Here is a 26,074-nt window from a genome sequence, read left to right on the forward strand (position 1 = left end):
AGACCATGTTCCAATGAAAAAACAAATTCTCTCAACATTAGTTTTATTAACCTGCCTGTTACTGCCTTTTTCCTCATACTCACAAGAGCAGCGTAAAAAAGTCGGCGTAGTTTTAAGCGGCGGCGGCGCAAAAGGAATGGCGCACATCAAAGCGCTAAAAGTAATCGAAGAAGCCGGTATTCCTATCGATTACATAGCCGGAACCAGTATGGGGGCCATCGTCGGAGGGCTCTATGCAATAGGTTACACTCCGGAACAACTGGACAGCATGGTACGGAAGCAAGACTGGACATTTATCCTAAGCGACCGTATAAAACGGAGCGCCATGTCGCTGACAGAACGCGAACGGTCGGAACAGTTTATAGTCTCGATACCCTTTACCAAGAATCCCAAAGAAGCCGCTTCGGGAGGCATTATCAAAGGAAAGAACCTCGCCAGTCTTTTTTCAGACCTGACTATGGGCTACCATGATTCCATCAATTTCAACAAGCTGCCCATTCCTTTTGCGTGCGTAGCGGCAAATGTGGTAAACGGAGAGCCTGTCATATTCCATGACGGCGTCTTATCAACCGCTATGCGTGCCAGCATGGCTATTCCGGGCGTATTTACTCCGGTACGGCAAGACAGCATGGTCCTGGTAGACGGTGGAATTGTAAACAATTATCCGGCAGATGTAGTCAAAGCGATGGGGGCTGACGTCATCATCGGGGTAGACGTGCAGAACACCCTCAAGAAAGCGGATAAATTAAACAGCGCTCCCGATATCCTGGGACAAATCGTAGACCTCACCTGTCAAGCGAATCATGAAAAGAATGTAGATCTCACAGACACCTACATCCGTGTCAACGTGGAAGGATACTCTTCCGCGAGCTTCACCCCGGCTGCCATCGACACCCTGATGCGAAGAGGTGAAGAAGCCGCCAGAAAACAATGGGACTCCCTGCTTGCCTTAAAAAAGAAAATAGGAATATCCGAAGACTACATTCCGAAACAACACGGACCGTATTCCTCCCTGTCCAATGTACGTACCGTTTATGTGACGGACATATCATTTTCAGGCGTAGAAGCCGACGATAAAAAATGGCTAATGAAGAAATGCAACCTGAAAGAAAACAGCTACGTCACGACCCAGCAGATAGAGCAGGCATTGTACCAGCTACGGGGCAGCCAATCTTATTCCAGCGCCAGCTACACATTAACGGACACACCGGATGGATACCATCTCAACTTTCTGCTGGAAGAGAAATATGAAAAAAGAATCAACCTCGGCATCCGTTTCGATTCGGAAGAAATAGCCTCCCTGCTGATTAACGGAACGATGGAACTCAAAACCCGTATCCCTTCCCGCCTGTCTCTCACGGGACGGTTGGGAAAACGTTACGCCGCCCGTATAGACTATACGCTCGAACCCATGCAACAACGTAATTTCAACTTCTCGTACATGTTCCAATATAATGACATAAACATCTATGAAGAAGGAGGACGGGCCTATAACACCACTTATAAATACCATCTGGCAGAGTTCGGTTTCTCAGATGTATGGTATAAAAACTTCCGCTTCGGTTTCGGACTCCGTTTCGAATATTACAAATACAAAGATTTCCTGTTCAAGAAACCCGAAATATCCGACCTGAAAGTAGAATCGGAACATTTTTTAAGCTATTTCGCCCAAGTACAGTACAATACGTATGACAAAGGACGCTTCCCTTCCAAAGGAAGCGATTTCAGAGCCGCCTATTCACTCTATACGGACAACATGGCGCAATACAACGAACACGCCCCATTCTCGGCCCTGAACGCCTCATGGGCAAGCGTCATTCCCGTGACCCGCCGTTTTTCCGTCATCCCCTCCATTTACGGACGTATCCTGATTGGAAAAGATTTTCCCTACCCGTTGCAGAATGCCGTCGGCGGCGAAGTCCCCGGTTTCTACATTCCGCAGCAACTTCCTTTTGCCGGAATTACCAATCTGGAACTGATGGATAATACCCTCATGATTGCATCCCTGAAATTCAGACAACGCATGGGAGCTATCCATTATCTCACGCTGACGGGCAACTACGGGCTGACAGACAGCAGTTTTTTCAACATACTGAAAGGAAAGCAATTATTCGGTGTCAGTGTCGGTTACGGCATGGACAGCATCTTCGGTCCGTTGGAAATATCACTGGGATACTCCAGCCAGACAGACAAAGGAAGTTGCTTTGTGAACTTAGGGTACTATTTCTGACACCGGGATATCATAAGCCACACTCCATATCATACAAACTTTTCCCGTTTTTGCAGGTTCAGCAAACCTAGCATCGTCCAAATCAGGCTGGCGGAAAAAAGGAATATGCGGTTTTTGACAAGTATTCCTTCCCAAATCATCGGATGGAAATTGTCAGGGACACGGAAAGGATTCAACAGGACATTCCAAAAAGAACGGCTGATGCTATCCATGTTGCTGAAAAACATCAATGCAATACCGATGACAATCACCAGTACCGCCGTTCCGTTCCCGCTCCGGGTAATAGTAGAAAACATAAAAGTCATACTCCCGAAAAAAAGGACCGGAAACATTAACTGCAAAGACATTTCAAAAGGATTAACCGGATACAGCAGCAAGATGGCTATGTACGAAAATACGATTAAAATAACGAAAATAGCCACATAAATCATCAGCAACCGCACTCCCCATACTTTATACCGGTAATCGGGAATACCGAAAAGAATCTCCAATATCCGGCTGTCCTCGTCATTCTGGATGCCAAAGACAGCCGGATAAAATATCAACAGCAAACATGGAAACATCAGTATATTATAAATAAGCCCTTCATTAATCTCCGCCCGGTTCCACGCACTCTGGAACATAAAAAAGGCGAAGAATCCAAATGCCGCCAATAAAAACCAAAAGAACTTCCCGGCAAAAATAATCTTCAGATTATATTTCACCACTTTAGGCAACAGCTTTATCAATTGATTAAATGTCATACCCTTCCTTTCTTTTAATTCATATTCTTCAACAAGCAGAGATAAGCGTCTTCCAGGTTCGCTTCCACCTTTTCGGCCCCTTCATAAGGCTGTTCAACGGAAAGATAGCGGACACGGATAGTATCCCCTTGCTGGATATGATGTATTACCAACGACTTATCCAACACTTTTTCAAATTCCGCCTTATCTATATTGAACTGCCATACTTTTCCATTAGCCATTTCCACCATATCCGCAGGGTCGCCGAAATACTTCAATTCACCCCTGTTTATCACCACCACCTGGTTGCAGGAACTGGATATATCCTCGATGATGTGAGTAGAAAAAATGACGACGCGCTCTTTACTCAACTCCACCAACAAATTGCGGAAACGAATGCGCTCGCGGGGGTCGAGCCCTGCCGTAGGTTCGTCAACCACCAGAATACGCGGCAAATGGAGCAAAATCAACGCGATACCGATTCTCTGTTTCATTCCTCCCGAAAAAGAACCGATATTTTCGTCTTTCCGTTCATACATGTGCACCGCTTTCAAGACATACTCCAAACGTTCCTTCCGTACGCCCTCATCCACAATTCCTTTCAGTATAGCCTGGTAATCAAGGAATTCCCACGACGTCATATTCTCGTAAGTGCCGAACTCCTGCGGCAGGAATCCTATCAGGCTCTGCAGTTCCTCCCTATAAACGCGGGTATCCATGCCGTTAATCCAAATACTGCCGTAACTTTGCTCGAATATGCCGCATATTATACGCATCAAAGTAGATTTCCCGGCTCCGTTAGGCCCCAAAAGCCCGAACATACCCGTCTGAATCTCAAACGATACCCCACGCAACGCTTTGAAAGGTTTACGCCGTTTTCCGAGCAAAGGTATGCTTTTCACCATACGGAAATAAGAACGGCGAAGCCCGGCAAACCGTCCGGTGACACGTTCAATGTTTATATTACGGTCATATAAATACTGGGAGGTGACATAAACGGCAATCCCCATCAGCCACAACCCTCCAATCATGACAACCAAACCGTTATTATCCATCTTCCTGAACAGTTCGAACAAGATGACAGGAGGAAGCCCCCAGAATATCAAGCGGTTTGCAATCTTCACTCCCCTGCTGTTCTCATAACGCTCGTATAAATAAGAACGTATCTTTCTCCACAGATACAACGCCGAAGCGTAAATAGCGAACGAGAACAAGAATATCCAAAGCCTGTGCTGAATAAAGAAATAAGTGAAATAAATGCCGAATACCAATATGCCGAATTGCCACAACACATTGGTAAAATCTTTCAGGGAACGATACTCGCCGGTCAATCCCAACCGTTTACGTATCTGCAAGCCGCTGTGCCACTGACGGCTGAAACGGCCCGGCCAATCATATATCTTAACCAAGTTCCTGACAGATATACGTATCTCTTCACCCGGAGCTATCACTTCCGATTTCGCCCTTCTGAGACTAGTCTGCGCAAAATAAGTCATGCCCGGTATGCCTGCAACCAATACGACAAAATAGACCGACTGCCAAAGCGCCCCTTCCGCATACAACCAGATACCGGCGACGCCGAGTACAAAAAGAATAAAGTGGAAAAGCCACATCTTACGGGATAACGAACGATACCATTGAAGCACATTCTCCAACCCCATACAAACAGTAGGAATTAAAATCAGCGTTAATAAAGCCGAGAAAAGAAGTCCGCCGATTACCGTGATGGCAAAAGGAGCCCCAATGGCTCCGGCATACTCCGTGTCTCCCATAGCCAACGGAAGCATGGCGGCAATCGTCGTGATTGAAGTAATCAGAATCGGACGGATACGCGACATGCCCGCAACCATTAACGCCCGGTTCCGGCGATATCCCCTTTTACGCAAAATATTGGCATAATCTATCAGAATAATCCCGTTATTGACAACTACCCCCAACAGAATCAGAAATCCGGTCAGCGTATTCGCGTTCATCAAACTATTGCTTGAAAGCAACAACGCCAATAAAGAACCGATAGCAGCCAACGGAATCGTAAAGAGCAAAACAAAAGGAGTCACCACGGATTCGAACACAGAAGCAAGTATCATGAAAATCAGAAGAAAAGCCGCCAGAATGAGAAATTTGAAATCCCCGAACTGGTCTTCCTCATGAAACACCTGCAAAGCGACGCCGGACGGAAGATTATAACCGGCAATCAACTGGTCCACATCAGACCGGTAAGTCTCCAGCAACTCTTTCGAAGACTGCACATTCTTTGAAAAATTATAATACACCTCGAGTTGCTTGTCCTGGTTGACACGTATAATCCGCGAACGCCCGCGGCCATAATTCATAGACGCTATATCTTCCAGATTATGCATTCCTCCCTTTTCATTTTCAATCCGGACCGCCCGCAAGTCATCCACCGTCTTCGTCCTCTGGACTTTCTCCCGTCCTTCTTCCGTCTCCTCTTCCCGAATCTCGTCGCGGATGATGATATCATACTTATCCTCTCCCACTTTAAAAGCCACCTCCGAAGAGAGCTCATTATTAAGTGCCGTCAATCCGGAAGTTATATCAGTACGGTTGATTTCATAAGCAGTCAGCAGAATCGGGTCAAAATTCAGGTTGATTTCCGCCTGGCGAGGAGTGTACGAAACATGGGTATGCTGCACAAACTCCTGCTCATCCAGTAAATAGCGTATCTCCTCAGCCACCATCTGCATCATTTCAAAATCGGAACCTCTCACCACCACCCGTTCACTGTTATCACCGATACCCAGCAAACGCATAAATCCGCCGAGACTGCTCAAAGCAGAATTCTCCTGTCCCCCTCCCATAGCATCGGAGACATAGATTTCCGCTCCGTTGATGTTCGATACCTTAGACTGGACATCCGACTTGATATCCGTTATTTTCCGCTTGCCTATCTTTTGATAATCTTTCTGCAAAACGAGAGTAATAGTCGCCTCTTTCTCCCGGACACGACAAATCAAGTCTTTTTTCTCCGGGAAATCCGCCAGACGCTCTTCCAGTACCCTGACGATTTTGTCCGTGTTGTCAAGTGTGCTTCCGGTAGGCATCACGACACTTATGTTAAAACGGTCCGAATCAATTTCCTTCATCTGCTGCACATTCAAAGTCAGCGACAAAATCAAAGTGGCAAAAAGCAAAATCACGGCTCCGAATATGGTAATTCCTGGATTACGCATACAAGTTTTCAACAAAACCAGATAAACCTGCATCGGTCGCTGGACAACCGAAACCTTCTCATAAACGAGACTCCGCCCTTTTTTCCTTTTCAGGATAACATAAGTAACCATCGGAATGAAAAGCAGAGCCACAAACAACGAGACAGTCAGCGTGGATATGATAGACACCCCGATATGATGCCCAATCAGTTTTATCAGGAAATTATCGGAAAAAACGAACGGCAAGAATACGGTGACCGTAGTCAACGTGGCTGCCACAATAGAACGCCACACCTCTTTGGTCCCCTGAGTAACCGAACGTTCGGGCGTACAACCGCTTCCGGACAAACGGTAAATATTCTCAAGCACCACGACGCTATTATCCAGCAACATCCCGATAGCGAGCGCCATTCCGACCAAAGTAAGGCTATTGAGCGTAATGCCGGAAGCATAAAAAAAGTTGAAAGCCGTATAGACTGAAATCGGGATGGAAAGCGCTATGAAGAACACCAACCGTATGTTTTTCAGAAAAAGCCAGAGGATTAAAACAGCCAGCAATCCGCCCACTAGCGCCAGATTAATAATCTGATTGATATTATCCTCCATAATTTCAGCCTTATTCTCCTGGACCACAATTTCCAAATCGAGCGGAACCAACTTCTCGTTCAATTTGCCAATCACATCGGAAACGCGATGAGAAAGCTCAATCAGGTTGACTTGCGAATCATTGAGCAGCGTCACGGAAACAGCCTCCTTTCCATTGACACGGCTATAAGTGGTTTCATCTTTCAAATCGAAAAACACGGTCGCCACATCTTTCAACAGAACAGGTCCGGGAGCCACCACAATATTTTCCAGCTCGGAGACCTCCGTGTACATCGCATTGACATGGACAAAATTCTTACTGTCCGGTTCATTGGCAAAACCGACAAACGTTTTTTCCTGCGTATTCTGCGAAAGCAGAGTGCTGATTTTAGCCGGAGTAAGGTTCAACGCTTTGCATGCCTCCGGATTGAGACGGATTTCAATCGCCTTTTGCCGTCCTCCATAGATATTGACAGATACCACACCGTCTATGTTCTCCAGGTCGGGAAGAATATTATCTTCCACCAAATTCCGGACACGGTCCGCCCCTCCCATGCCGCGCACCTGAAGCACCATAAAATTATTGTTCATCTGAGCAATGTCCACTTTCTGCACCTGCACGGTAAAACCGCTGGGAAAAGAAGCCGCCACCTCGTTCACCTTCTCCTGCAATTTAAGAGAAGTCATCTTAAAATTGACATTCTTCTTAAAATCGACCTGTATGCTCGACTGCCGCCTGTCTATATAAGATTGCAGCTTGTCCACCCCGCCTATCGTACTGACCGCACCTTCAAGCGGAATAACCACCTCCGACTCCACATACGAAGGGTCCATATCCTGTTGCGACGACACCTGGATAAACAGCACCGGAAGTTCCGCGTCAGGCAACAACTCCACCGGAAGCTGCTTATAAGACACATACCCCAAAAGGCTAAGCGCAATGAACAGCATGCAAATCGTAATTCTCCTATGTAATAAAAAGCTCATCTTCAATTCTTTTTAGTTCGGTGATTGACACGCCTTTTTATTTTTTCAAGGACATAATAAACACATGGGATAACCATCAGGCTCATCAAAGTCGAAGTTATCAGCCCTCCTATGACGGCAATCGCCATCGGCGAACGAAGGGAAGCACCTTCCCCGAAACCGAACGTCATCGGAAGCATCGCCAGAATCGTAGTCAGCGTAGTCATGATGATGGGGCGAATACGCTGTTGCCCCGCCTCCACGATAGCATCCGCCAGTTCCATGCCCGCCTGCCCGAGCTGGTTGATACGGTCTACCAGAATGATGGAGTTATTGACGGCAATACCGCCCAGCATCACGATGCCGATGACTCCCATCATATTAATGGTTGTTCCGGTAATAAAGAAAAGCAAGACAGCCCCCACCACTGCCAACGGAATAGTCAGCAGAATCGTAAAAGGATGCAATAACGATTCGAATTGCGACGCCATCACCATATAAACAAGCACAACGGAAAGCAACAAGGCAAACAGCAAGCTGTGCATAGACTCCTGCCGTTTTTCCTCCTCCCCGGTCACCGTGATATTATAATTGGCAGGCAAATCAATATCCTTAACCGCCAGACGGACTTCTTCCGCCACTTTGTCAAGCGACTTCCCCGCCTCCATATTAGCCATTATCCTGCTAATGCGGCTCTGGTTACGGCGCAAAATTTCCTTCGGCGCCTGTCCGTAAGCAATCGTAGCAACCTCATGCAACAGAAATTCTTGCGTGCCGTTTCTGATAACAAGCGTTCCGAGAGCACCCAGCGATATATCCGGCACTTTAATCACAATATCGCGCATCTCCCCGCGATATTCCATTTTGCCCACCTCCTTACCGCTCAATTGTTGCTTTAACTGTTCGATTACCGTAGCGACACTCAAATTATTTATACCGGCAACAGTACGGTCTACCGAAATCACCACTTCCGGCGCACCGTCCTCAACGGAAGTCACCACATCATACAACCCCTCTACTCCAAGCATCCGTTCCTTCACCTCCCCGGTAATCCGCGCTATCTCATCCAGTTCCTCTCCTTTCACTTCCACCACGATAGGCGCCCCTTCGCTGCCCAAAAGCGAACTCAAAGAATTTTCCTCCTGGCGGATAGACAACTCCAGCCCGTCGGGATTCCTTGCCTCCTCAACGAACCGGGCAGTTATCTGTTCCGGTGAAAAGACACACTCCGGCGAGAGAATAACCTTCATTATCGCCGTATTCTCTCCTTCGAATATGGCATTTTCCGAACCGCTTCCTTCTCCTACATGGCTATATACCGTACACAAAGAGTCTCCCCCGACAATGGCATACAACACCTCTTCAAGATTACCCACGGCAGCGGCAGTACGTTCCATAGGCGTTCCTTCGGGCATTTTCACAACAGCAGTAAAAACCTTACTTTCCGTCCGAGGCATAAACTCCGTCCCGATAAACGGAGTCAACAAACCTGTGGCGACAAGCAATAACACCGCCGTCCCAATCACCCACCAACGGCGTTGAATCAACCGGCGGAGCATCCTGCCATATCCTGTAATACGGATAGACTTCACTTCCTCCATCTTTATTTTCTTACCGGAGAGCTGGACATATAGCATCGGAATCACCAGAATAGCGACAAACAGGGAAGACACGAGCGAGAAAGTAACCGTCCACGCCTGGTCTTTGAACAACTCCCCCGAAGCCCCATGAAGATAGACAATGGGAAGAAACACTACAATAGTCGTCAACGTAGAAGCGATGACCGCATTCGCCACCTCCGCGGTTCCGGTGATGACAGCCTCTTTGATACCCTTCCCCTTTTCCTGGTTCCGGAAAATGCTTTCTATGACAACAATGGCATTATCCACCAGCATGCCCGCCCCAAGAGCCAGGCCGCCCAAAGTCATTATATTCAATGTAAGCCCGTTGAAAAACATCAGATTGAAAGTCGCCACAATCGAAATCGGGATAGAAAGGCTGACAATCAGCGTTGTCCCCATTCGACGGAGAAACACGAACAAGACGATGACAGCAAGGATGATACCCGATACCGCACTGCTTTTCACTTCCCCGATAGCACTTTTTATAAACGTCCCCTGATTGGAGATTACCTGAAAATGATAACCGGGCAGAGCATCCTCTATCACAGCCAGCCGCTTGCTCACCTCATCGACCACTTTCACCGTGTTAAAACGCATTTCCTTATAAATGGACAAACCGATGCTGCGCTTCCCGTTGATACGTACGATGTTCTCCGGACGGGCGTTCATGAACTGTACAGTCGCTATTTCTTTCAAGAAAACAGGAGCCTTGTCCGCATCCGTCACAGTTTCCGAAGAATTGTCCTCCGAAGTTTCCTGTTGCCGTACCGGCTTATACCCGACAATCAGATTCTCAAAATCGGCCTCCGTAGAAAACAGGCTCGAACTTTTCACCAGATATTGCAAACCCAGTTCACTCACCTGCCCTCCGGATATACTCTGGTTATTGGACTCGATACGCGAGGCGATATCCTCCATCTTCAATTGGAAAGCATCCAACTTATAAGGGTCGGTCCGGATGGTAAGCGTAGTCACCTCCTCCCCCGAAAGAGTCACGTCGGCAACCCCTTCCAGACGAATCAGCTCATTGCGGATGTAACTGTCCGCAATCTTCCGCAACTCCGCCATATCCGTAATATTCTGATGAGACATGCCCACCAGGACAACCGGCGACAGATTCGCGTCATGCTGTGTAATTTTCAGTTCGGTAATCTCCTTGTCCTGCGCAAACGGGTTCATGGCTTTCTGCAAATCGAGAAAAGCCTCATCCATATCCTTCGTCCAGGCATATTCCACGGTAATCCGCGCCGTCCCTGCCTTAATCACGGAAGAAACCTGCGTAACGTCACTCTGCCGGATAGCCATGGACTCCATATTCTTCACAAATTGTTTTTCAATCTCTTCAGGAGGACGTTCCCCTGCCTTCAATTCGATAAACAGGCGGGGATTATTCAGGTCAGGCAACAAGTCCACGCTCAACTGGTCGTATGACACCTTTCCCAATAATAAAAGGGCCAATACAACCATACAAATCGTAACCGGATTGCCTACTGCAAATTTGATAATATTCTTCATAAGTATTTCCTGTTTTCAAAAGGTGCGTTCATTCCTTAATACGGACAGCTTACTTTTGAATTTTTACTTTAGCGTTTTCCTTCAATGTTTCAAAGCCTTTCACCACCAAGTTGTCATTCACATTGAGCCCGGATAATATTTCAATGTTATATTCATCTTCCAGCCCCGTCTCCAGATTACGCACCTTTGCAGTATTCTTTTCAACGACATATACATATTTACGACGACGGTTCGACAAAATCACCTCTTTAGGAATAATAATGGAACTGTCGGCCCTGTCCACCACAATATCCGCCTTGACAAACATGCCCGGACGTAATTTCAACCGCTGGTTGTCCACCAGTACTTTCCCTTTGAAAGTACGTGTCTCCGAACTGACAGCAGGAGACAATTCACTGATTTTCCCTTTCAAAGTATCACCGGGTATGGTATAATGAGTGATATACACCGGTTGCGCCTCCTTGACATAACGGATACTGCTTTCCGGCAGGTTGATATCCATATACATCCTGTCATATGCCATCAGGCTTACTACCGGTTTGCCCTGTTCCACTCTTATGCCAGCCGTATAATGCGGCAAATCGACAATCACGCCGTCAAACGGAGCCTTAATCTTCATCTTCTCCAGACTGAGCTGCGCATTTTCATAATCATAGCGGGCATTCGTCACTTTGACTTCCGTATTCCGCATTTCACTCATCGTCACCCCGCCCTTCTCGTAAAGCGCTTTTTGTTTCGATTGTTCCTGTTCGGCTATTTCGAGGCTAAGCCGTTTGGCATCAATCGCAATGCCATTCTCATATTCCTTGTCTTCCAGTCGGACAATCAGCGTCCCCTTGCTCACCTTGTCGCCCATCTTGAAAGGCTTTCCCGTCTTCGGATTGGTCTGAAGCTTATAAAAACCGCTCATTTCAGAATTCAGAGACACCCCGTAAGTGGGCTGCACCGTTCCTGTCGTATTAATTAATTTGCTAATCGACCCTTTTTTCAATTCGATGACAGATACCGGAGTCGCAATGTTATTGGGTGCATTCTGTGGCCTTCCGCCACAACCCGCCAATGCTATAGTCGCTAACAAAGAAGATGCAATTAAAATGTGATGTTGTTTCATGGCCTGCTTATTTTTTATCGATTATATCTTTCATCGGGACAATGGGAACATTCTTGTCGAAGTCATACAATGAAAGGATTTTAAGATTAAGTAATTCTATTCTGTAATTGATTAACGCCTGCGTATAAGTTATCTTTTTATTCGATAGCTGCGTCTGGAACTGACTCATCTCCATACCCGTGATATCCCCCTCCCGATAACGGGTCTGGTTCAAATCATAAGTCAACTGGGCATTCTGCACATTCTGTTCGGCAATCTTTATCTGTGTCCTCAGATTCTCAAGGTTACGCCACACCTGGCGGATATTCAGTTCTATATCCACCTTCTCCTCGTAAAATTCGAGTTCATTAATCCGTTGCGCCATCTTTTGCGCCTTGATTCGCGCCCGCTTTTCCCCCCAATCGAAAATCGGGACGGTAAAACTGATTGAGACACGCGGATTCTGTGTCGGATTATCAAACATCCGGTTCAAATGGCGATTATCCCCTATCAACCCGAAAGACAAAGACACATCCCCTTTAAACTCATTCAACGCTTTCGTCTTAATCATTTCGAATTCCAGTTCCTTACTTTCTATTTCCCGCTGGCGAAGTTCCAGACGTGAGCCTAGCCCATGCGTGATAGCCTGTTCCAAATCAACCTGAATCGGCTTTATATCGACTTCGGCAAGCACCATGATATCCTCCTTCAACCCCATCCCCAACGTCTGTTTCAGCTTGTCTTTCGCATTTTCCATGCTCACCTGGTTCTCGTCTACCGACGAACGCGCCGTCGCAAGATTCAGCTCCGCCTGGAAAAGCTCATCCTTAGCAGCCAAATCCGCCTCCACCTTATTCTTTATGATATCATAACTTTGCTGGGCATTAAGCAACTCCTCACGGCTGATTTCCAAATTACTCTGCGCCATGTAAACCGCATAAAACTGTTCCGTTATGCTTTTTTCCGTATTCAACCGCTGCAAGGCATAACTGATATGGGCGTTTTCGTAATCATATTCTATTTGTTTCAGTTCCATCTTCCGCTTGTTGTAAGTGAAAATAGGCTGCGTCAATTGCAGATAAAGGTCGTTGCTGAATGCCCGGTCACTGGTCTTGTTACCTTCCAGGACAGAATTATTGTCCTGCCATCCGAATTTGTTGATTAAGGAAATCGTACCGTCCGTCCATAAAATAGGCTGTTCTATTTGAAAAGTACCGCTGCTGTTGAGCGTTTCATTGGTGTACCACTGCGACAGACGATTGTCGAAACGCCTGTTCTTGCTGTAATCCAACGGATTCAGGTTCAGCGAAAACCGTGATTTCAACGAAGCCTTCTGCGCAACCAGATTCTGCCGGTATTTCTCCAGATTCATATAAGAACGGCGCAAAGAAGGACTGTTCTCCTGCGCAATCTCCATCGCCTTGTCAATCGTCAAAGGGATTTGCCCTTGCGAAGCCAAGGCGGTTCCCATGAAAACAACCATTGTCAGTAGCATTCTTTTCAATAGTAGTAAGTCAAATTGCATATAGTTTGCTGTTTTTAATTAATATCGTTTCACAATCTTCACCGCATCGGCCGTAACGGAACGCAACTTGCATTCATCAGTCAGCACCACCCGGACCGTATCGGAACCAAAGTAATAACTGCCCAGTTGTTCCCAACCTTCATTCGCCTTTCTCAAATCAACGTAAGCCTCCTCCTCCCCGCCGTCGTACCGTACCTTAAAACGATATTCTCCTTGAAGATGGCGGTTCCATCTGAACTCCTCATCCTTAAATACATAATAATACAAATCATACTGCCCGGCCTCCGGCACAGGTATCTTCCATGTAGCCGTCTGGCTGCCGTCTCCGCTCTTTATCACAAAAGCCGAACGGATATACTTCCCGTAATATTTTTCGTTGGTAGTAGCTGTCCATTGCAAAGGAGGACGCCACCAGAATATGCCCGAATATTTAAAAGGCGTCTCCTCCACCTCATCCAGCCATTTAGGCAGAAGCCCCACAACGGGAGGAGCGGAAAGGACGAAAAGAGTGGAATCTTCATTATCCACAATGATTTCTCCCGGCAAGTCGAATGACGATTCCGGCAATATATAAACACTGTCTTTGACTATTCTATTCCGCTCCACCTTGACATTGCCGATATTTTGATTTATCACATTAGGAAGATTGCCGGAAATCATCGTGTTGATTTCAATATTACGAATCTGATCTTCCCAGACAGATACCAGCTTTTTCGTCGTATGGGCAGGCATTTCTATTTTCATTCTAGCCCTGGGGTCCTCTATGGGCTCACTCCACCAGCCGTCCTTGCGGACATTTATATGGATAATTCCCTCATAATCCGAATTATTGCTTACCAGCATATTCAGGACAAAGAGCTCCTCCCCGCCCCTGTTGACGATTTTAGTCAATGTCGGTTCCCCCAGCGAATAGAAAGGAAGAGGCGTCGGTCTCTCCCATTCCCCCAACAGGGAGCGGATATCCGTGCGGCTTATCCTTCCCAACGTATCAAGCATGTTTTCGAATTTTATATTCAGGAAAGTATTGCGTCTCAACATCGAATACAGAGAATCCCTGAAAGCCTCCACCCCCATATTCATCTCCGACCGGGCAAAAAGACGGCTCGCCTCCTGGCCGACAATGTTATTCTGCAAATTGCGCAATTCCACATCGGCCAGCAACTCTTTAAATGTGCGTTTCTCCAACAATAGGATAGCCTTCTCGTTATTGCTGATTCCATTTACCTGGCGTTCCCATCCCCCGTCTTCCGACTTCTTCTGCAGATACAGCTCAATCACCCGGTTGGCTACAGACCATTCCGACGAGAAAATATTATAACGGAAATTATAAATCTGCGGAAAAAGGAAATAAGGGTTCGATTCTGACGAAAGATTGCCTTTCCCCCTGCTGCCCGATGAAAAATTATAATTCCCTTCCGATTGCTGGAACATCCATATAAAATTGTTGAACGTGCGCATCTGCGCCTCCTTTACGCCTATCTCATTATTATTCCCGTACTTCGACCAGCGTATATGGTTCTTGACCTGTTGCTCCACATTCAGGTTATCAAACAACGCCCCCTTTTCAGGAAACAAAATCATTTCCGGCTGCACCGTTTCCTGCGCTTGCGACCAGGCACGCTCATAGCCGGTAAACTGTATCGGCACTTCTATCAAAGACAACCGCTTGAAAGGATAATCCAGCTTATACTCCCGCGCCAGTTGTTCCTTGACATTACGTATAAGCGAAGGAATCGTATCATGGATAGAATCGAACGCCGCCGTGAAGTAATCATGTCCTTCCAGATGCCAGATGCTATACAACACACTGTCCGAAACGATACTCTTCTGCCGGAAATTCCCGATAACCAGCGATACGGTCTGGGAAGGGAAATCCCCCTTAAACGTATAAACCCCGTGCGCGTCACTTTCACTTTCGCCCTGAGAAAGAGGAATCAACCCGTCGAGAGGTTTCACCTTCAAACGGTAATTACTGAAATACGTCTGTTGCCAATCCGGATTTTCATCGCTGTAACCCGTTCCCGCACGGGGATACCAGTAGGTTTCGGGAGTAAGCAGCAGATAGTCCTTTGTCTGGAAACTATACTGTTTATCAATATTGAATAAAGACTCCTTCCTGGAAGCCCGCAACACTTCGGGAGGAATGTCCAGATAACAAAACGAGTTGTCAATCCGCCCGTCATACTTGAATGTCACCAGGGCGGTGTCGCCTTTCGCCAGATTCGTGCCGAAATCCACCAGCACGATTTGCCTGTCACGTTTAAATTGAAGAGACCGCCCGCCCGAACCAACGGAACGTACGGCCAATCCCGGATTCAGGCAGAATGTAAATACGGCGGACGAATCCAGAGCCACCCCCTCCATAGTCACTTCGGATACAAAATCGTCAGGACGCTGTTCTATCGAAAAGTCGTATTGATGGACAAACATCTTCGGAGTATCCACATACCGGTTATTGACATGTGTATATACAGCCCGTATATCGCCCTGGTACAGAATAGAATGTACATGCCGGTATCCGCAGGCAAAGCTCAACAGAAGAGTACAGACAGAAAGAAACATCCACGGATAATTACTGCGTGACGAATGCGGCAAACGCCGGAACAGGGAAATGGTGAAAAAGACAAATGCCAGCCCGGCAAGGAAATAAACGGCACGGTGGTTCAAAATCACCTCCCCGTTGGAAAAGCCCACAATAGTAGACTTTACCAACGGGAGACTATAAGCCATATAATCGAAAAGGTAATAAAACTTATCCTCAATATAAAAAACAGTCAGTCCGATATACCCTAATAAAATGACGAAAGTAAGCGCCTGATTCTTCAACACCAACATCAGAAAGATAGACAAACCGATGATGAAAAGCAAGGTAGGTACGCTAATCAGCAAGAAATAAACCGGATAAGCCATCCAGTCCACCTCCGTCGAGGTCAGATTAAATGCCACCGTGATACCCATGATAATAAGATTGAGCAACAGGAAGACACGCAAGTTGCCCCAGATTTTTCCGATAACGTATTCGGCATTGCTCAACGGACGGACATAAAAGACCTCCGACGTATCCAGCTTCTTGTCCCTTTTCAGGAAGTCGGAAGCCAGGAAGATGGCGATGACAGCCTGCCCCGTATTTAACAGCAACAATATCAAGTAAGGAATATTCGACGGAATGGACGTAGCAATCCAAAATCCGAAAGAATCTTCCGATACGAATAAAAGGAAATTGAAAAAGACGGCGACACCTATGGCGAGTACTGTAAACACTCTGAAGAACCAACTCCTCATTAACAGCTTGCTTTCATATTTCGCTACCGATTGAATATTAGATAAAAAGTTCATATCAGCATATCACGTTTAGTCGTTCGTCCAAAGATTTAATTGATTCTCCATATAATACACATAAGCATGTTCAAGATTGGGAGGAAACGGTTCCGCCTCGTAGCCCTCCACGCTGTCGGCAACGACCTGCACCTCCCAGGCTGCCCCCGACGGGATAGTAGATATGACCGGATATTTTTTATCAATCTCATGCAACTGGTCGCCACCCGCCCTGATTCGCCAGACCTTCCCCTCCGCCTGCCTCAACATATCCTGCGGAGAACCGTAGAAAGAGACTTCCCCCCGGTTCATCAACGCCATATTGTTGCAAGTACTGGAAATATCCCCGACAATATGGGTGGATAAGATGATAGTCACGTCATTCTCGCTGACTTCGGAAAGAAGGTTACGGAAACGGATGCGTTCTTCCGGGTCAAGCCCGGTCGTCGGTTCATCCACAATGATTACCTTCGGGTGATGTATCAATGCCTGCGCAATGCCCAACCGACGTTTCATACCTCCCGACAATTTGTTGGCATATCGTTCCCGGACATCAAACAACCCCACATTTTCAAGCATCTCATCCACCGCCTGCTTTCTTTGCCTGCTCTGGGTCATTCCCGACAAGCGGGCTGCATAATCCAAAAATTCATAGGTTTTATATTTGGCGAAAAAACGGAAGTCCTGAGGAAGATATCCCAAAATGCCGCGAATCTCCTTCCGTTGTTTCATCAAATCGTATCCGCAGATTTCGACCTGCCCGGAAGTCGGTTCCATCAACGCAACCAGAATGCGCATTAAAGTAGATTTGCCGGCGCCATTGGGCCCCAATAAGCCAAACATCCCGGTCGGAATTTCCAGATTGACATTTTTCAATGCGTGATTCCCATTCGGATATATCTTATTGAGGTTTCTAATAGTTATGCTCATGACATTTTATTAGTGTTATGTTGTTATGGCTGATAAAGATAAGCCTTATTTACATTATAAAAGAGACAATTGTACACATTAACTTAAATTAGTAGTCAAATGTCTCCCTAATATCCCCGATACCTCCGGCCGCCACTTAACTTCAAGGTAAAATCCATCCTTGTCATATTCCAGGCAAGATGTTTCAAAATACGGAAAAAGACAACAACGCCCAGCCTTCACGTACCCTGAAAAAGAAGGTAAAAGAAAAGCTCTCACTCACCGGCGGAAGCCCCTCTTTTACCTTGCCATAACTTAACAGACAAACTTAATAATTAACCTTCGAATCAAATGCCTCGGATACGTCCCGTAAAGGAACCGACATACCGCCTCCTTTCTCAAATCCTGAACGGCGTCATTTTCAGATATACCCGGTAATCCTTAATCATCCCCGTCTTGCCGGCTTCCGCCCTCGGTAAATAGGAGAACCCCGTGACAACCTTATCCTCGCCGAGATTAATCACAATCTGATGCGGGAACTTATGCTTAGCCACCGAAGAATAACCGGTATGCCAGAAAGTGGATTCCTGCAAATCGAACACATTCGTCGCAATATTATTCGCCTCCTCAGTCTCTTCACTGTCGGCATAGACCACTTTCCAATGCTGGCGGGACAACGGTTTGCCGTCAGCCCCCAACAACTCCAGCTCTGCGATGGCGGCGAAATCCTTCCCGTCATGGGCATTCAATGCCTCCAGGCAGAAGAAACGAGTCTCCACCTCCTTGCCGAATTTCACGTGTTGCCAACCGTTTCCGGGTTTGAAAGAACCCTCATAAACAGGTGTTTCCCCCGTCAAATCCAAGTTCTCACCAACCTTGCGATGTGCATACGCGGCGCCGTGTACCCGCAGGTTATCGAGAATAGGCTGCCGTAACCCTTCCGTTTCCGGGCGTACAGGTCCGGCCATATCCAATACAATCACCTCATTCTCCCCTTTCTTCAACCAGCATCCCGGCACATATAAGGTCTGTTGCGGTCCGATTTCCCAATACCGCCCGATAGCGTAACCATTCACCCACACCATCCCCTTACTCCAGCCAGTCATATCCAGGAAGGTATCACCGGTTTTATCAAGGGTAAACGTTCCGCGGTAATAAGCGGGATATTTCCGGGGATTATCCTGCTTCACAAACTTCTTATCCCGCGCGAAAGCATAATCAACCGGAATATTATAGACTTTCCAGTTCTTTAATGAAACGGCATCGCCGCCTTCCGATTGGACTTCCACCTTTTCAGTAATGCCTTTCCAATCATAAATACCCTTGCCGAAATTCATGCGTCCCATCGCTTCCACCAGAATATCCAATTGCGCCCCTTCCTTCACAGGCGGAAGAACAACAGTACCTTCCCCTTTCAAACGGCTCAATGTCGCCAGCTTCTTACCATCCAGGAACACCTGCGCCCAGTCATGAGCCTCCGTGATTGTCAAAACCTGTTCCTTTTCAGATGCCGGAAGCACAGTCCGGTACAGGATGCTTCCCCATCCCTGGTCAAACGCCTCCATTGACTGAATCTCTTCACTGACTTTCGGTTCCGGCAAATTATCAAACAATATCGCCACTTCATCCAGGTTGAACGGCGGAATGGAAATAGTCGGAATAGAATCCGGAATCTCCGGTAACGATTCGCCTGCCGGCAGATAACCGCCCAGCAATTTACGCACCTCGAAATATTTGGGAGTCACCCTCCCCGATTCACTGATAGGCGCATCATAGTCATAAGACGTGCAAGTCGGCGAGAAATTCGGGAAATTCGCTCCCCCCCAATGTCCGAAGCTAGTCCCTCCGTGAGTCATATACAAACTGAACGAAATATTGCGGTCGAGCATTTCTTTCATACCTTTCACCAGTTCCTCCGCACTGCGTGTCTCGTGTTTCGCGCCCCAATGGTCGAACCATCCGGACCAGAACTCGCTGCACATCAGCGGAGTATCGGGACGGAGTTCTTTCAGCCGTTCAAATTGCTGGTCGATATTGGCTCCCGTACCAAAATTGACGGTCCAGAGCAAATCATCCAGCGCATTGTTTTCAAAATTAGAATTCCAGTCGCACTGGAACAAAGGAACCCCTGTAAATCCCGCCTGCCTCACAATATCGCGGATAGCGGAAATATAAGGCTTGTCGATGCCGAACGAACCATATTCATTCTCCACCTGCACCATAATAATATTTCCGCCTTCGTTAATCTGAAGACCGGCCAATTGTTTCCCCACTTCGTTCATGAACAGTTTCACACGTTCCATATAATAAGGGTCCTGTTCCCGCAGCTTTATGTCTTTCTTCTTGAGCAACCACCAGGGCAGTCCTCCCATCTCCCATTCCGCACAAACATAAGGACCGGGACGCACAATGACGTACATGCCATTCTCCTGTGCAAGACGGCAGAATGCCGCAATATCCTTTTGACCGGTAAAATCATATTTTCCCTCTTCCGGTTCATGGAAATTCCAGAAGACATAAAGGCAAATGGTATTCATGCCCAAAGCCTTAGCCATTTTAATACGATGTTCCCAATACTCTTTAGGAATACGGGGATAATGAATCTCCGCCGCTTTTACTACAAACGGTTCCCCATTGAGCAGGAAAGTCTTATTCCCCACCTCAAACGTTCCTTTTGAAGACTGGGAACAGGAAACACTGAATACAGCTACCAACCCAATAAGCAAATACGATAAAGGTCTTTTCATCTTCAATCTATTCTATTGTTTTCATGATACATTAAAATTCCAAAGAAATTCACTACCGGCCAATGCCTCTATTCAGACCGATAGTGAATTTAAAAACCAATCCTACTCGATTACCCTGAAAATCCAAACCATTACCTATTGAAAACCGATGCAAAGATGGAATATTCTTCTTATACAAAGGTCTTCAAATCGGTCAAAATAGAGCAATATTCATTCAAGATTATCAAAAGCCGGCCTTTTAATAGCAATTTTTATTCATTATAAAAAAATCCCGTCAATATGTTGTTAATACTATCGACGGGATTGACATCTATAATAAAGGTCAGTTAGTGCGACTTACAACAAAAAAATTCTCCTTCACATCCATCAAAGGCAATCTCCTGAACCGAAAGTCCGGCTATCTACACAATCTTTTATTCCTTCCGCACTATCAGTAATGTATGGCATGGTCTTTCGGAAACTCCCTGCCACTCCACGCTTTCCTGGAAGTCCAGTCTTGGGAGGCCGATGTCCAGAACGAATGACCGGCGGGAAGTCCTAAAGGAAGAAACACTTCGGATGTGATATACATGCTTCCGTTATTACTATACCAATCAGCCAATCCGGTCTGATGTCCTGCAAAACCCAACTGTAAAAACCCCTTCTCATTGAAATTCCCGTCGACAGAAAACAAACGCTTCATGACACAAGTCAACGCATTGCGAACCTGTCCCTCCGGAAGCTCCTCAGGCAGCATTTCTTTCCAGCAAAGCATGGACAAAGGTTGGAAAACTCCCAGACGATAGGTCATGGAACGTCCGAACACGGGAAATGAAGCCTCCGGAGAAATAAAACGTTCCAAAATCATACCGAAACGTTGCATGCGTTTCTTTGCCAATTCCTCCGTCTTCTTTTGCATTTCCAGACTACGGTCATGCAAAACCACCTTATGCTTATTCACCGTCTGCATCACCTGTACGAACATAGGCTGAATCACGTAACTGTTATAATAGTCGAACGCAAAAGTCTCCCCGTCCGAATACCAGCCGTCCCCCACATACCATTCTTCCGCCTTACGGACAGCCGTATGAATGCGGAACAAATCATATTGCGCACCGGCCTCCATCAAAAAAGACTCTATCATAGCAGAAAACAACAGCCAGTTGGTATAAGGAGGGTCAATACGGCGCAATAGCTGGAACTCCTTGATATACCGCTGTTTGGTCACCTCATCCAGTGGTTCCCACAGTTGCTCTTTCGCACGCAGGAAACTACTCGCGATATATGCGGCATCCACCAAAGGCTGTCCTTCATTTCTCCATAAAAGATAATCGGGACTATCCGGGTCAACCGCATGCACATAACTCTTCAACGCCCATTCGCGAAGTTGTTTGCGCATCTTGCCCTCTTCCGTATCGTCGTCAGGCAAAGCCAGCCACGGAGCAATCCCGGACATCAAACGCCCAAAACACTCCATATAAGTAACGTCTTTGCTCCGTCCGTCCCAGGTAGGACTAATTTCCACCTGCATATTCTTTTTCAGTTCTCCCTTACTCATATTGCTCAATACGGGAGCCGCTATTTTATACGCCATCCGTACCCAATACTCCCGGTCACCGACCTCCTTTGCCTCCTTCACCCTCTCGGCATAAATACTTGAAGAAAAAACAAAGAGAAAAATGAATCCCCAAATCAGCTTGTTTTTCATGTTATCTTGAGTTATTTATCATTCAAATATTTCACCATTTCAGAAGCAGCCAGCAAGAAAGCGCCTACCCCGAAATCGGCCGTCGTTTCCGGTCCTACATTCTTATGTTGGTCCGCCCTTTCGCCAATCGGCTGTACATAACCGATTTTACCGTCAGGCTGCAAAGCTATTTCCGTAAGATATTTCCATCCCCTGCCAATCACCGGTTCATAAGTCGCTTTATCCAGAAAACCGTTATTCACCCCCCAAAGATATCCGTAAATAAAAAATGCAGTACCGCTTGTCTCGCGTCCGGGTGCCTGTTGAGGGTCCAGCAAACTTCTAGTCCAATACCCTTCATCCTGCTGTGCGGCAGCCAACGACTCAGCCATCGACCGGTAGATTCCAATATACTCGGCACGATTCGCATTATCCTCCGGCAAGTCCTGCAGAACTTTAGCCAGACCGGCAAACACCCAGCCGTTGCCTCTCGCCCAGAAATCTTTCAATCCCTGATTTGTCTTATGCTTCGGGTAGATATATTTTCCATCCCGATAAAACAGGGCGCTTTCTTCATCATACATAAGATTTTTAGCATAAGTAAAGTATTCATAGAGCTTATCCAGATATTGCAGATTCCCCGTAACCTTATAAAGCTTAGTCATTACCGGCATCACCATATACAATCCGTCCGCCCACCACCAATAATCATTATTGGGAGTCGACATTTCATATTCCATGACTTCTTTGGCGCGTGCTATCTTATATTCCTCAGGTTCCCTGTCCATATTATACAAATCGATATAAGTCTGGAAGCAAATCTGCCAGTCTCCGAACAACACATGTTCCATTGTTTCCCCGTAATTGTATTTCCATTTGGATTTGTCGTCCGAAGTAGCCCCTTTCCACTGATTCTTTTCAGCCCATGCTTCCGAATACTTTTTGTAAGCCTCATTGCCGGTCACCTCATAAGCAGCGATATTCCCGGTATGATAAGCCGCCGGATGCCAGAAAGCAAAAGCCGGTTCGGGATTTTCCGACTGCCAATAGTCGTTCACCTTTTTAATCGTTTCGATAACTTCGGACTTAGACCACACACTATCGTTAGCAGCCTCACCCTGATTGTTAGCCTTACCTGATTTACATCCTGCCATGCCTGCACTGACAGCACAGCCCAATACCCATAAAGAAAATTTTCTAAGATTCATTGATTACACTGTTTTTCGTGGTTATTATTCGAGCCACAAAGATGCACGGATTTATGAAGAAAAAGGTCCTAATATGAATCAAAACCGTACAATTATCATTCAAAACACCTAAAAAATAATCCTAAACCGCCTTTTCAGTCCTTTTTAAATAAAAAATACCGCCGGTACTTATCAATAAAAATACCGGCAGGATTAACATTCACGGAGAGAACCGGTCAACGCTTGTTTTTCAATTGCCGCAACTCTCTTTTGATATACATATACTTATAAAGCAAATAAACTATCGAAAAAATTCCCGATAAAATAAGAAATGTCAATACCTCTATCATTTTGTTTATTAAATATCTTATTTATTACAAAACAACATCCATAACCGCTAAATATTCCACTCCAAGACTTCCGGTAAACATAAGAATCCAAGTAATGGTCCTGAGTTGGGAAAATCAGAACTACTGTCTTATGCTCCAATCAAATTCACTAAAAGAAAGTTATGGAAGGTGCATAAAACCTTCACATAACTTCTACCAATAATCAATCTTTAAACAATCTTCTTACCTATAAAAACTAATCTAATATTATCTCATAACTACCGCTTTTCAACGATGGAAGAATTATATTATCATTTTCCAGCTTCACATCAACAGATTTACTATTAATCTTCACCCTATTCTTCTTCTTTTTCGGAAGAATAATTACAGCCTCCGTATTACCTGGTATATTGACTTCCATCATAAATGTACGCGCACCTTGACGATAATTTACAATAACCGGTCCTTTAATGGTCGGCACTTTTGCTTTTACCCATTCAAGCCCTCCTAACTGTGGTTTGATTTGAAATCTATTCCAACCCGGTTCTATCGGTTTTACTCCAACCAAATCACGCATAATTACATTGCCGGGAGCTGCTCCCCATATATGACTCCAATCCTGATTGCCTTTATAATCATTTCCCCATGCTTCCATCGTAATGGTACTACCTTCACGAATCATATTATACCAACTCTTTTCATCTGTCGAATTCATTAACGAACGCCCATATTTTCCGTCTCCCCCTGCATAGACAGCCTCCAATAAGAATTGAGCGCCAAAAACGCTGCACGCCATTCCCTTACTGCGGATATAATCCATCACAGATGCTTTATTATCCTCATCAATCAATCCAAAAGCCATTGGAAACATATTAGCATGCAAAGAAGCGTGATTTGTTTTATCACTGTCACGATAACGTTTATTCTTTTTATCCCAAAACATTTTTTGGAAACTTTCCCTTACCAGAACAGCTTTTTTACGGAAAAACTCAGCGTCTTCCTGATTATTAATAGCATCTGCAATATACGACATCAATACTAAAACACGGTAATAATACGCATTAATAACAGATTTATAAGTACCTCCCACATATCCGTCACGCGATGGCCAATCTATAATATCCGAAATACCTCCTTTACGATAAATCTTAGCCATTATAGCCGAATCCTTGCGTAACTCAGTTCCGGATACAGAAATCAAGTGTTTCTCTGTTTCAAAGTCCATCAGGCATTTAGCTTTTAAATCTTCATAATAATAACGAATAGAACGTAAGTCACCCGTATAAAGATAATCATTCCATGCAGTCATTACAGATATCAAAATCCATTCAGTAGGCCAAGTAGCCTTACGCATTGTATATTCATGCGAATAACGCGGTAAATTATATTCCGAATCGACACAATAAGCTGTAAGTTGCCCTATATAATTATCACCCTCATAAGGTTTCCGCTCTCTATCACCGTCAATGAACTGTCCTGTAAATGAAGTAGCTTTCACACTATACTTACATAATTCCCAAACCTTATTTAAGATGCTATCCGGGCTTTCAAAATAAGAAGCCTTCTCATCATAAGGATAATAAGCTGCATTTCTTATTAATAAAATATCATTTGCATCACCCGAATAATTTTCTAACTCTACATAACGGAAAGGAATGACTTGCCCGATATATCCAGGGACTTTGATACTGCCTCCCCCCCGGCGGAAATCAACCTGATAGGTATGTTTTCCTTTACGCAAAGGGAGAGAGTAATCATAATACCGAATCTTACATCTCGGGTCCTTATTCACATATCCGTCAGAAGTCACCGCTTCACCCAAATGCAGCACTATCGTATCACATTCGTATTCAGAGGTCAAATTCAAATATAATTGTCCGCAAAAAGCAGCCTTTCCAAAATCAGCCACAATCCTATTATCTCCCATATTACATATATTGACAGGCATTTCCTGTTCTTTCTGAATAGGATATCGGGCAGTGGCATGTTCCTGTAATTCTCTATCTGTTAAAAAAGTCGCTATTCGAGAATAACCGCTTTCCATTTCCTCCTCATCCCAGATTTTGACTTTCCAATAATATAACTTATTCCCGATAAGAGGCTTGCCGGCATATACAATCCCGGAAGACTGCGCACTCATCACCTTCCCAGAGTCCCATAAATCACCTGTATTTTTATTCAAGTTATTTTCACTGCTGGCTACCAAAATCTGATATGCCGTCTGAGTAACTCCTGATTTTCCATGCGATATGTTCCAACCAAACGCCGGGAATTTAGACAAAATCTTCACACTTTCATTTTTACCGGACATAACGGACTTCCATTCTACCGGAACGATAAATCCTTTTGAAGACTGGTAATCTGTTTGTAATAACAAGTCACATCGCAACTGCTCCGGAACATTCAACTGAGCCCGTGCCGGTAACGCGCCCGATAATAAACAAGAAAAAACGTTCAAAATCAAATAACCCCATTTCATACTTTTTTCGATTTTCA

At 45.6% G+C, this 26,074-nt stretch carries 12 protein-coding genes; 1 reads left to right on the forward strand and 11 read right to left on the reverse strand.

What is annotated here, in order from left to right; translation table 11 throughout:
• The first annotated feature begins 13 nt into the window (after positions 1–13).
• Positions 14–2,230, forward strand: coding sequence for a patatin-like phospholipase family protein (locus Q5076_RS03445; RefSeq protein ID WP_303010843.1), 2,217 nt, complete (start codon positions 14–16; stop codon positions 2,228–2,230).
• 29 nt (positions 2,231–2,259) lie between these two features.
• Here the strand turns inward: Q5076_RS03445 and Q5076_RS03450 are convergent, their stop codons facing one another.
• The 11 genes from Q5076_RS03450 to Q5076_RS03500 all read right to left on the reverse strand — a co-directional run bounded on the left by Q5076_RS03450 (position 2,260) and on the right by Q5076_RS03500 (position 26,057).
• Positions 2,260–2,973, reverse strand: coding sequence for a hypothetical protein (locus Q5076_RS03450; RefSeq protein WP_303010844.1), 714 nt, complete (start codon positions 2,971–2,973; stop codon positions 2,260–2,262).
• A 14-nt stretch (positions 2,974–2,987) separates the two neighbouring features.
• Positions 2,988–7,694, reverse strand: coding sequence for an efflux RND transporter permease subunit (locus tag Q5076_RS03455; protein ID WP_303010846.1), 4,707 nt, complete (start codon positions 7,692–7,694; stop codon positions 2,988–2,990).
• Positions 7,695–7,696: 2 nt separating this feature from the next.
• Entirely contained in the window at positions 7,697–10,810 is a 3,114-nt protein-coding gene (locus tag Q5076_RS03460) for an efflux RND transporter permease subunit (protein WP_303010847.1), read from the reverse strand.
• Between the two features lie 49 nt (positions 10,811–10,859).
• A complete protein-coding gene (locus Q5076_RS03465) occupies positions 10,860–11,921 on the reverse strand; it encodes an efflux RND transporter periplasmic adaptor subunit (protein WP_303010848.1) in 1,062 nt (353 codons plus the stop codon).
• A gap of 7 nt (positions 11,922–11,928) precedes the next feature.
• Positions 11,929–13,425: a TolC family protein gene (locus Q5076_RS03470; RefSeq protein WP_303010850.1), complete on the reverse strand. Its 1,497-nt coding sequence runs from the start codon at positions 13,423–13,425 to the stop codon at positions 11,929–11,931.
• A gap of 18 nt (positions 13,426–13,443) precedes the next feature.
• Complete coding sequence (locus Q5076_RS03475) at positions 13,444–16,761, reverse strand: xanthan lyase (protein WP_303010852.1); 3,318 nt, start codon at positions 16,759–16,761, stop codon at positions 13,444–13,446.
• A 15-nt stretch (positions 16,762–16,776) separates the two neighbouring features.
• Positions 16,777–17,670 carry an ABC transporter ATP-binding protein gene (locus Q5076_RS03480; RefSeq protein ID WP_303010854.1) on the reverse strand — a complete coding sequence of 298 codons (894 nt, stop codon included), beginning with the start codon at positions 17,668–17,670 and terminating at the stop codon, positions 16,777–16,779.
• 377 nt (positions 17,671–18,047) lie between these two features.
• Positions 18,048–20,396 carry a beta-galactosidase gene (locus Q5076_RS03485; RefSeq protein ID WP_303010855.1) on the reverse strand — a complete coding sequence of 783 codons (2,349 nt, stop codon included), beginning with the start codon at positions 20,394–20,396 and terminating at the stop codon, positions 18,048–18,050.
• Between the two features lie 430 nt (positions 20,397–20,826).
• A complete protein-coding gene (locus Q5076_RS03490; RefSeq protein ID WP_303010857.1) occupies positions 20,827–22,083 on the reverse strand; it encodes a DUF2264 domain-containing protein in 1,257 nt (418 codons plus the stop codon).
• 11 nt (positions 22,084–22,094) lie between these two features.
• Positions 22,095–23,270, reverse strand: coding sequence for a glycoside hydrolase family 88 protein (locus tag Q5076_RS03495; RefSeq protein WP_303010859.1), 1,176 nt, complete (start codon positions 23,268–23,270; stop codon positions 22,095–22,097).
• A 564-nt stretch (positions 23,271–23,834) separates the two neighbouring features.
• Positions 23,835–26,057: an alpha-L-rhamnosidase C-terminal domain-containing protein gene (locus tag Q5076_RS03500; protein ID WP_303010861.1), complete on the reverse strand. Its 2,223-nt coding sequence runs from the start codon at positions 26,055–26,057 to the stop codon at positions 23,835–23,837.
• Positions 26,058–26,074: the final 17 nt, after the last annotated feature.

The sequence above is a fragment of the uncultured Bacteroides sp. genome (assembly GCF_958445495.1).
In the GTDB taxonomy this organism is placed as follows: domain Bacteria; phylum Bacteroidota; class Bacteroidia; order Bacteroidales; family Bacteroidaceae; genus Bacteroides.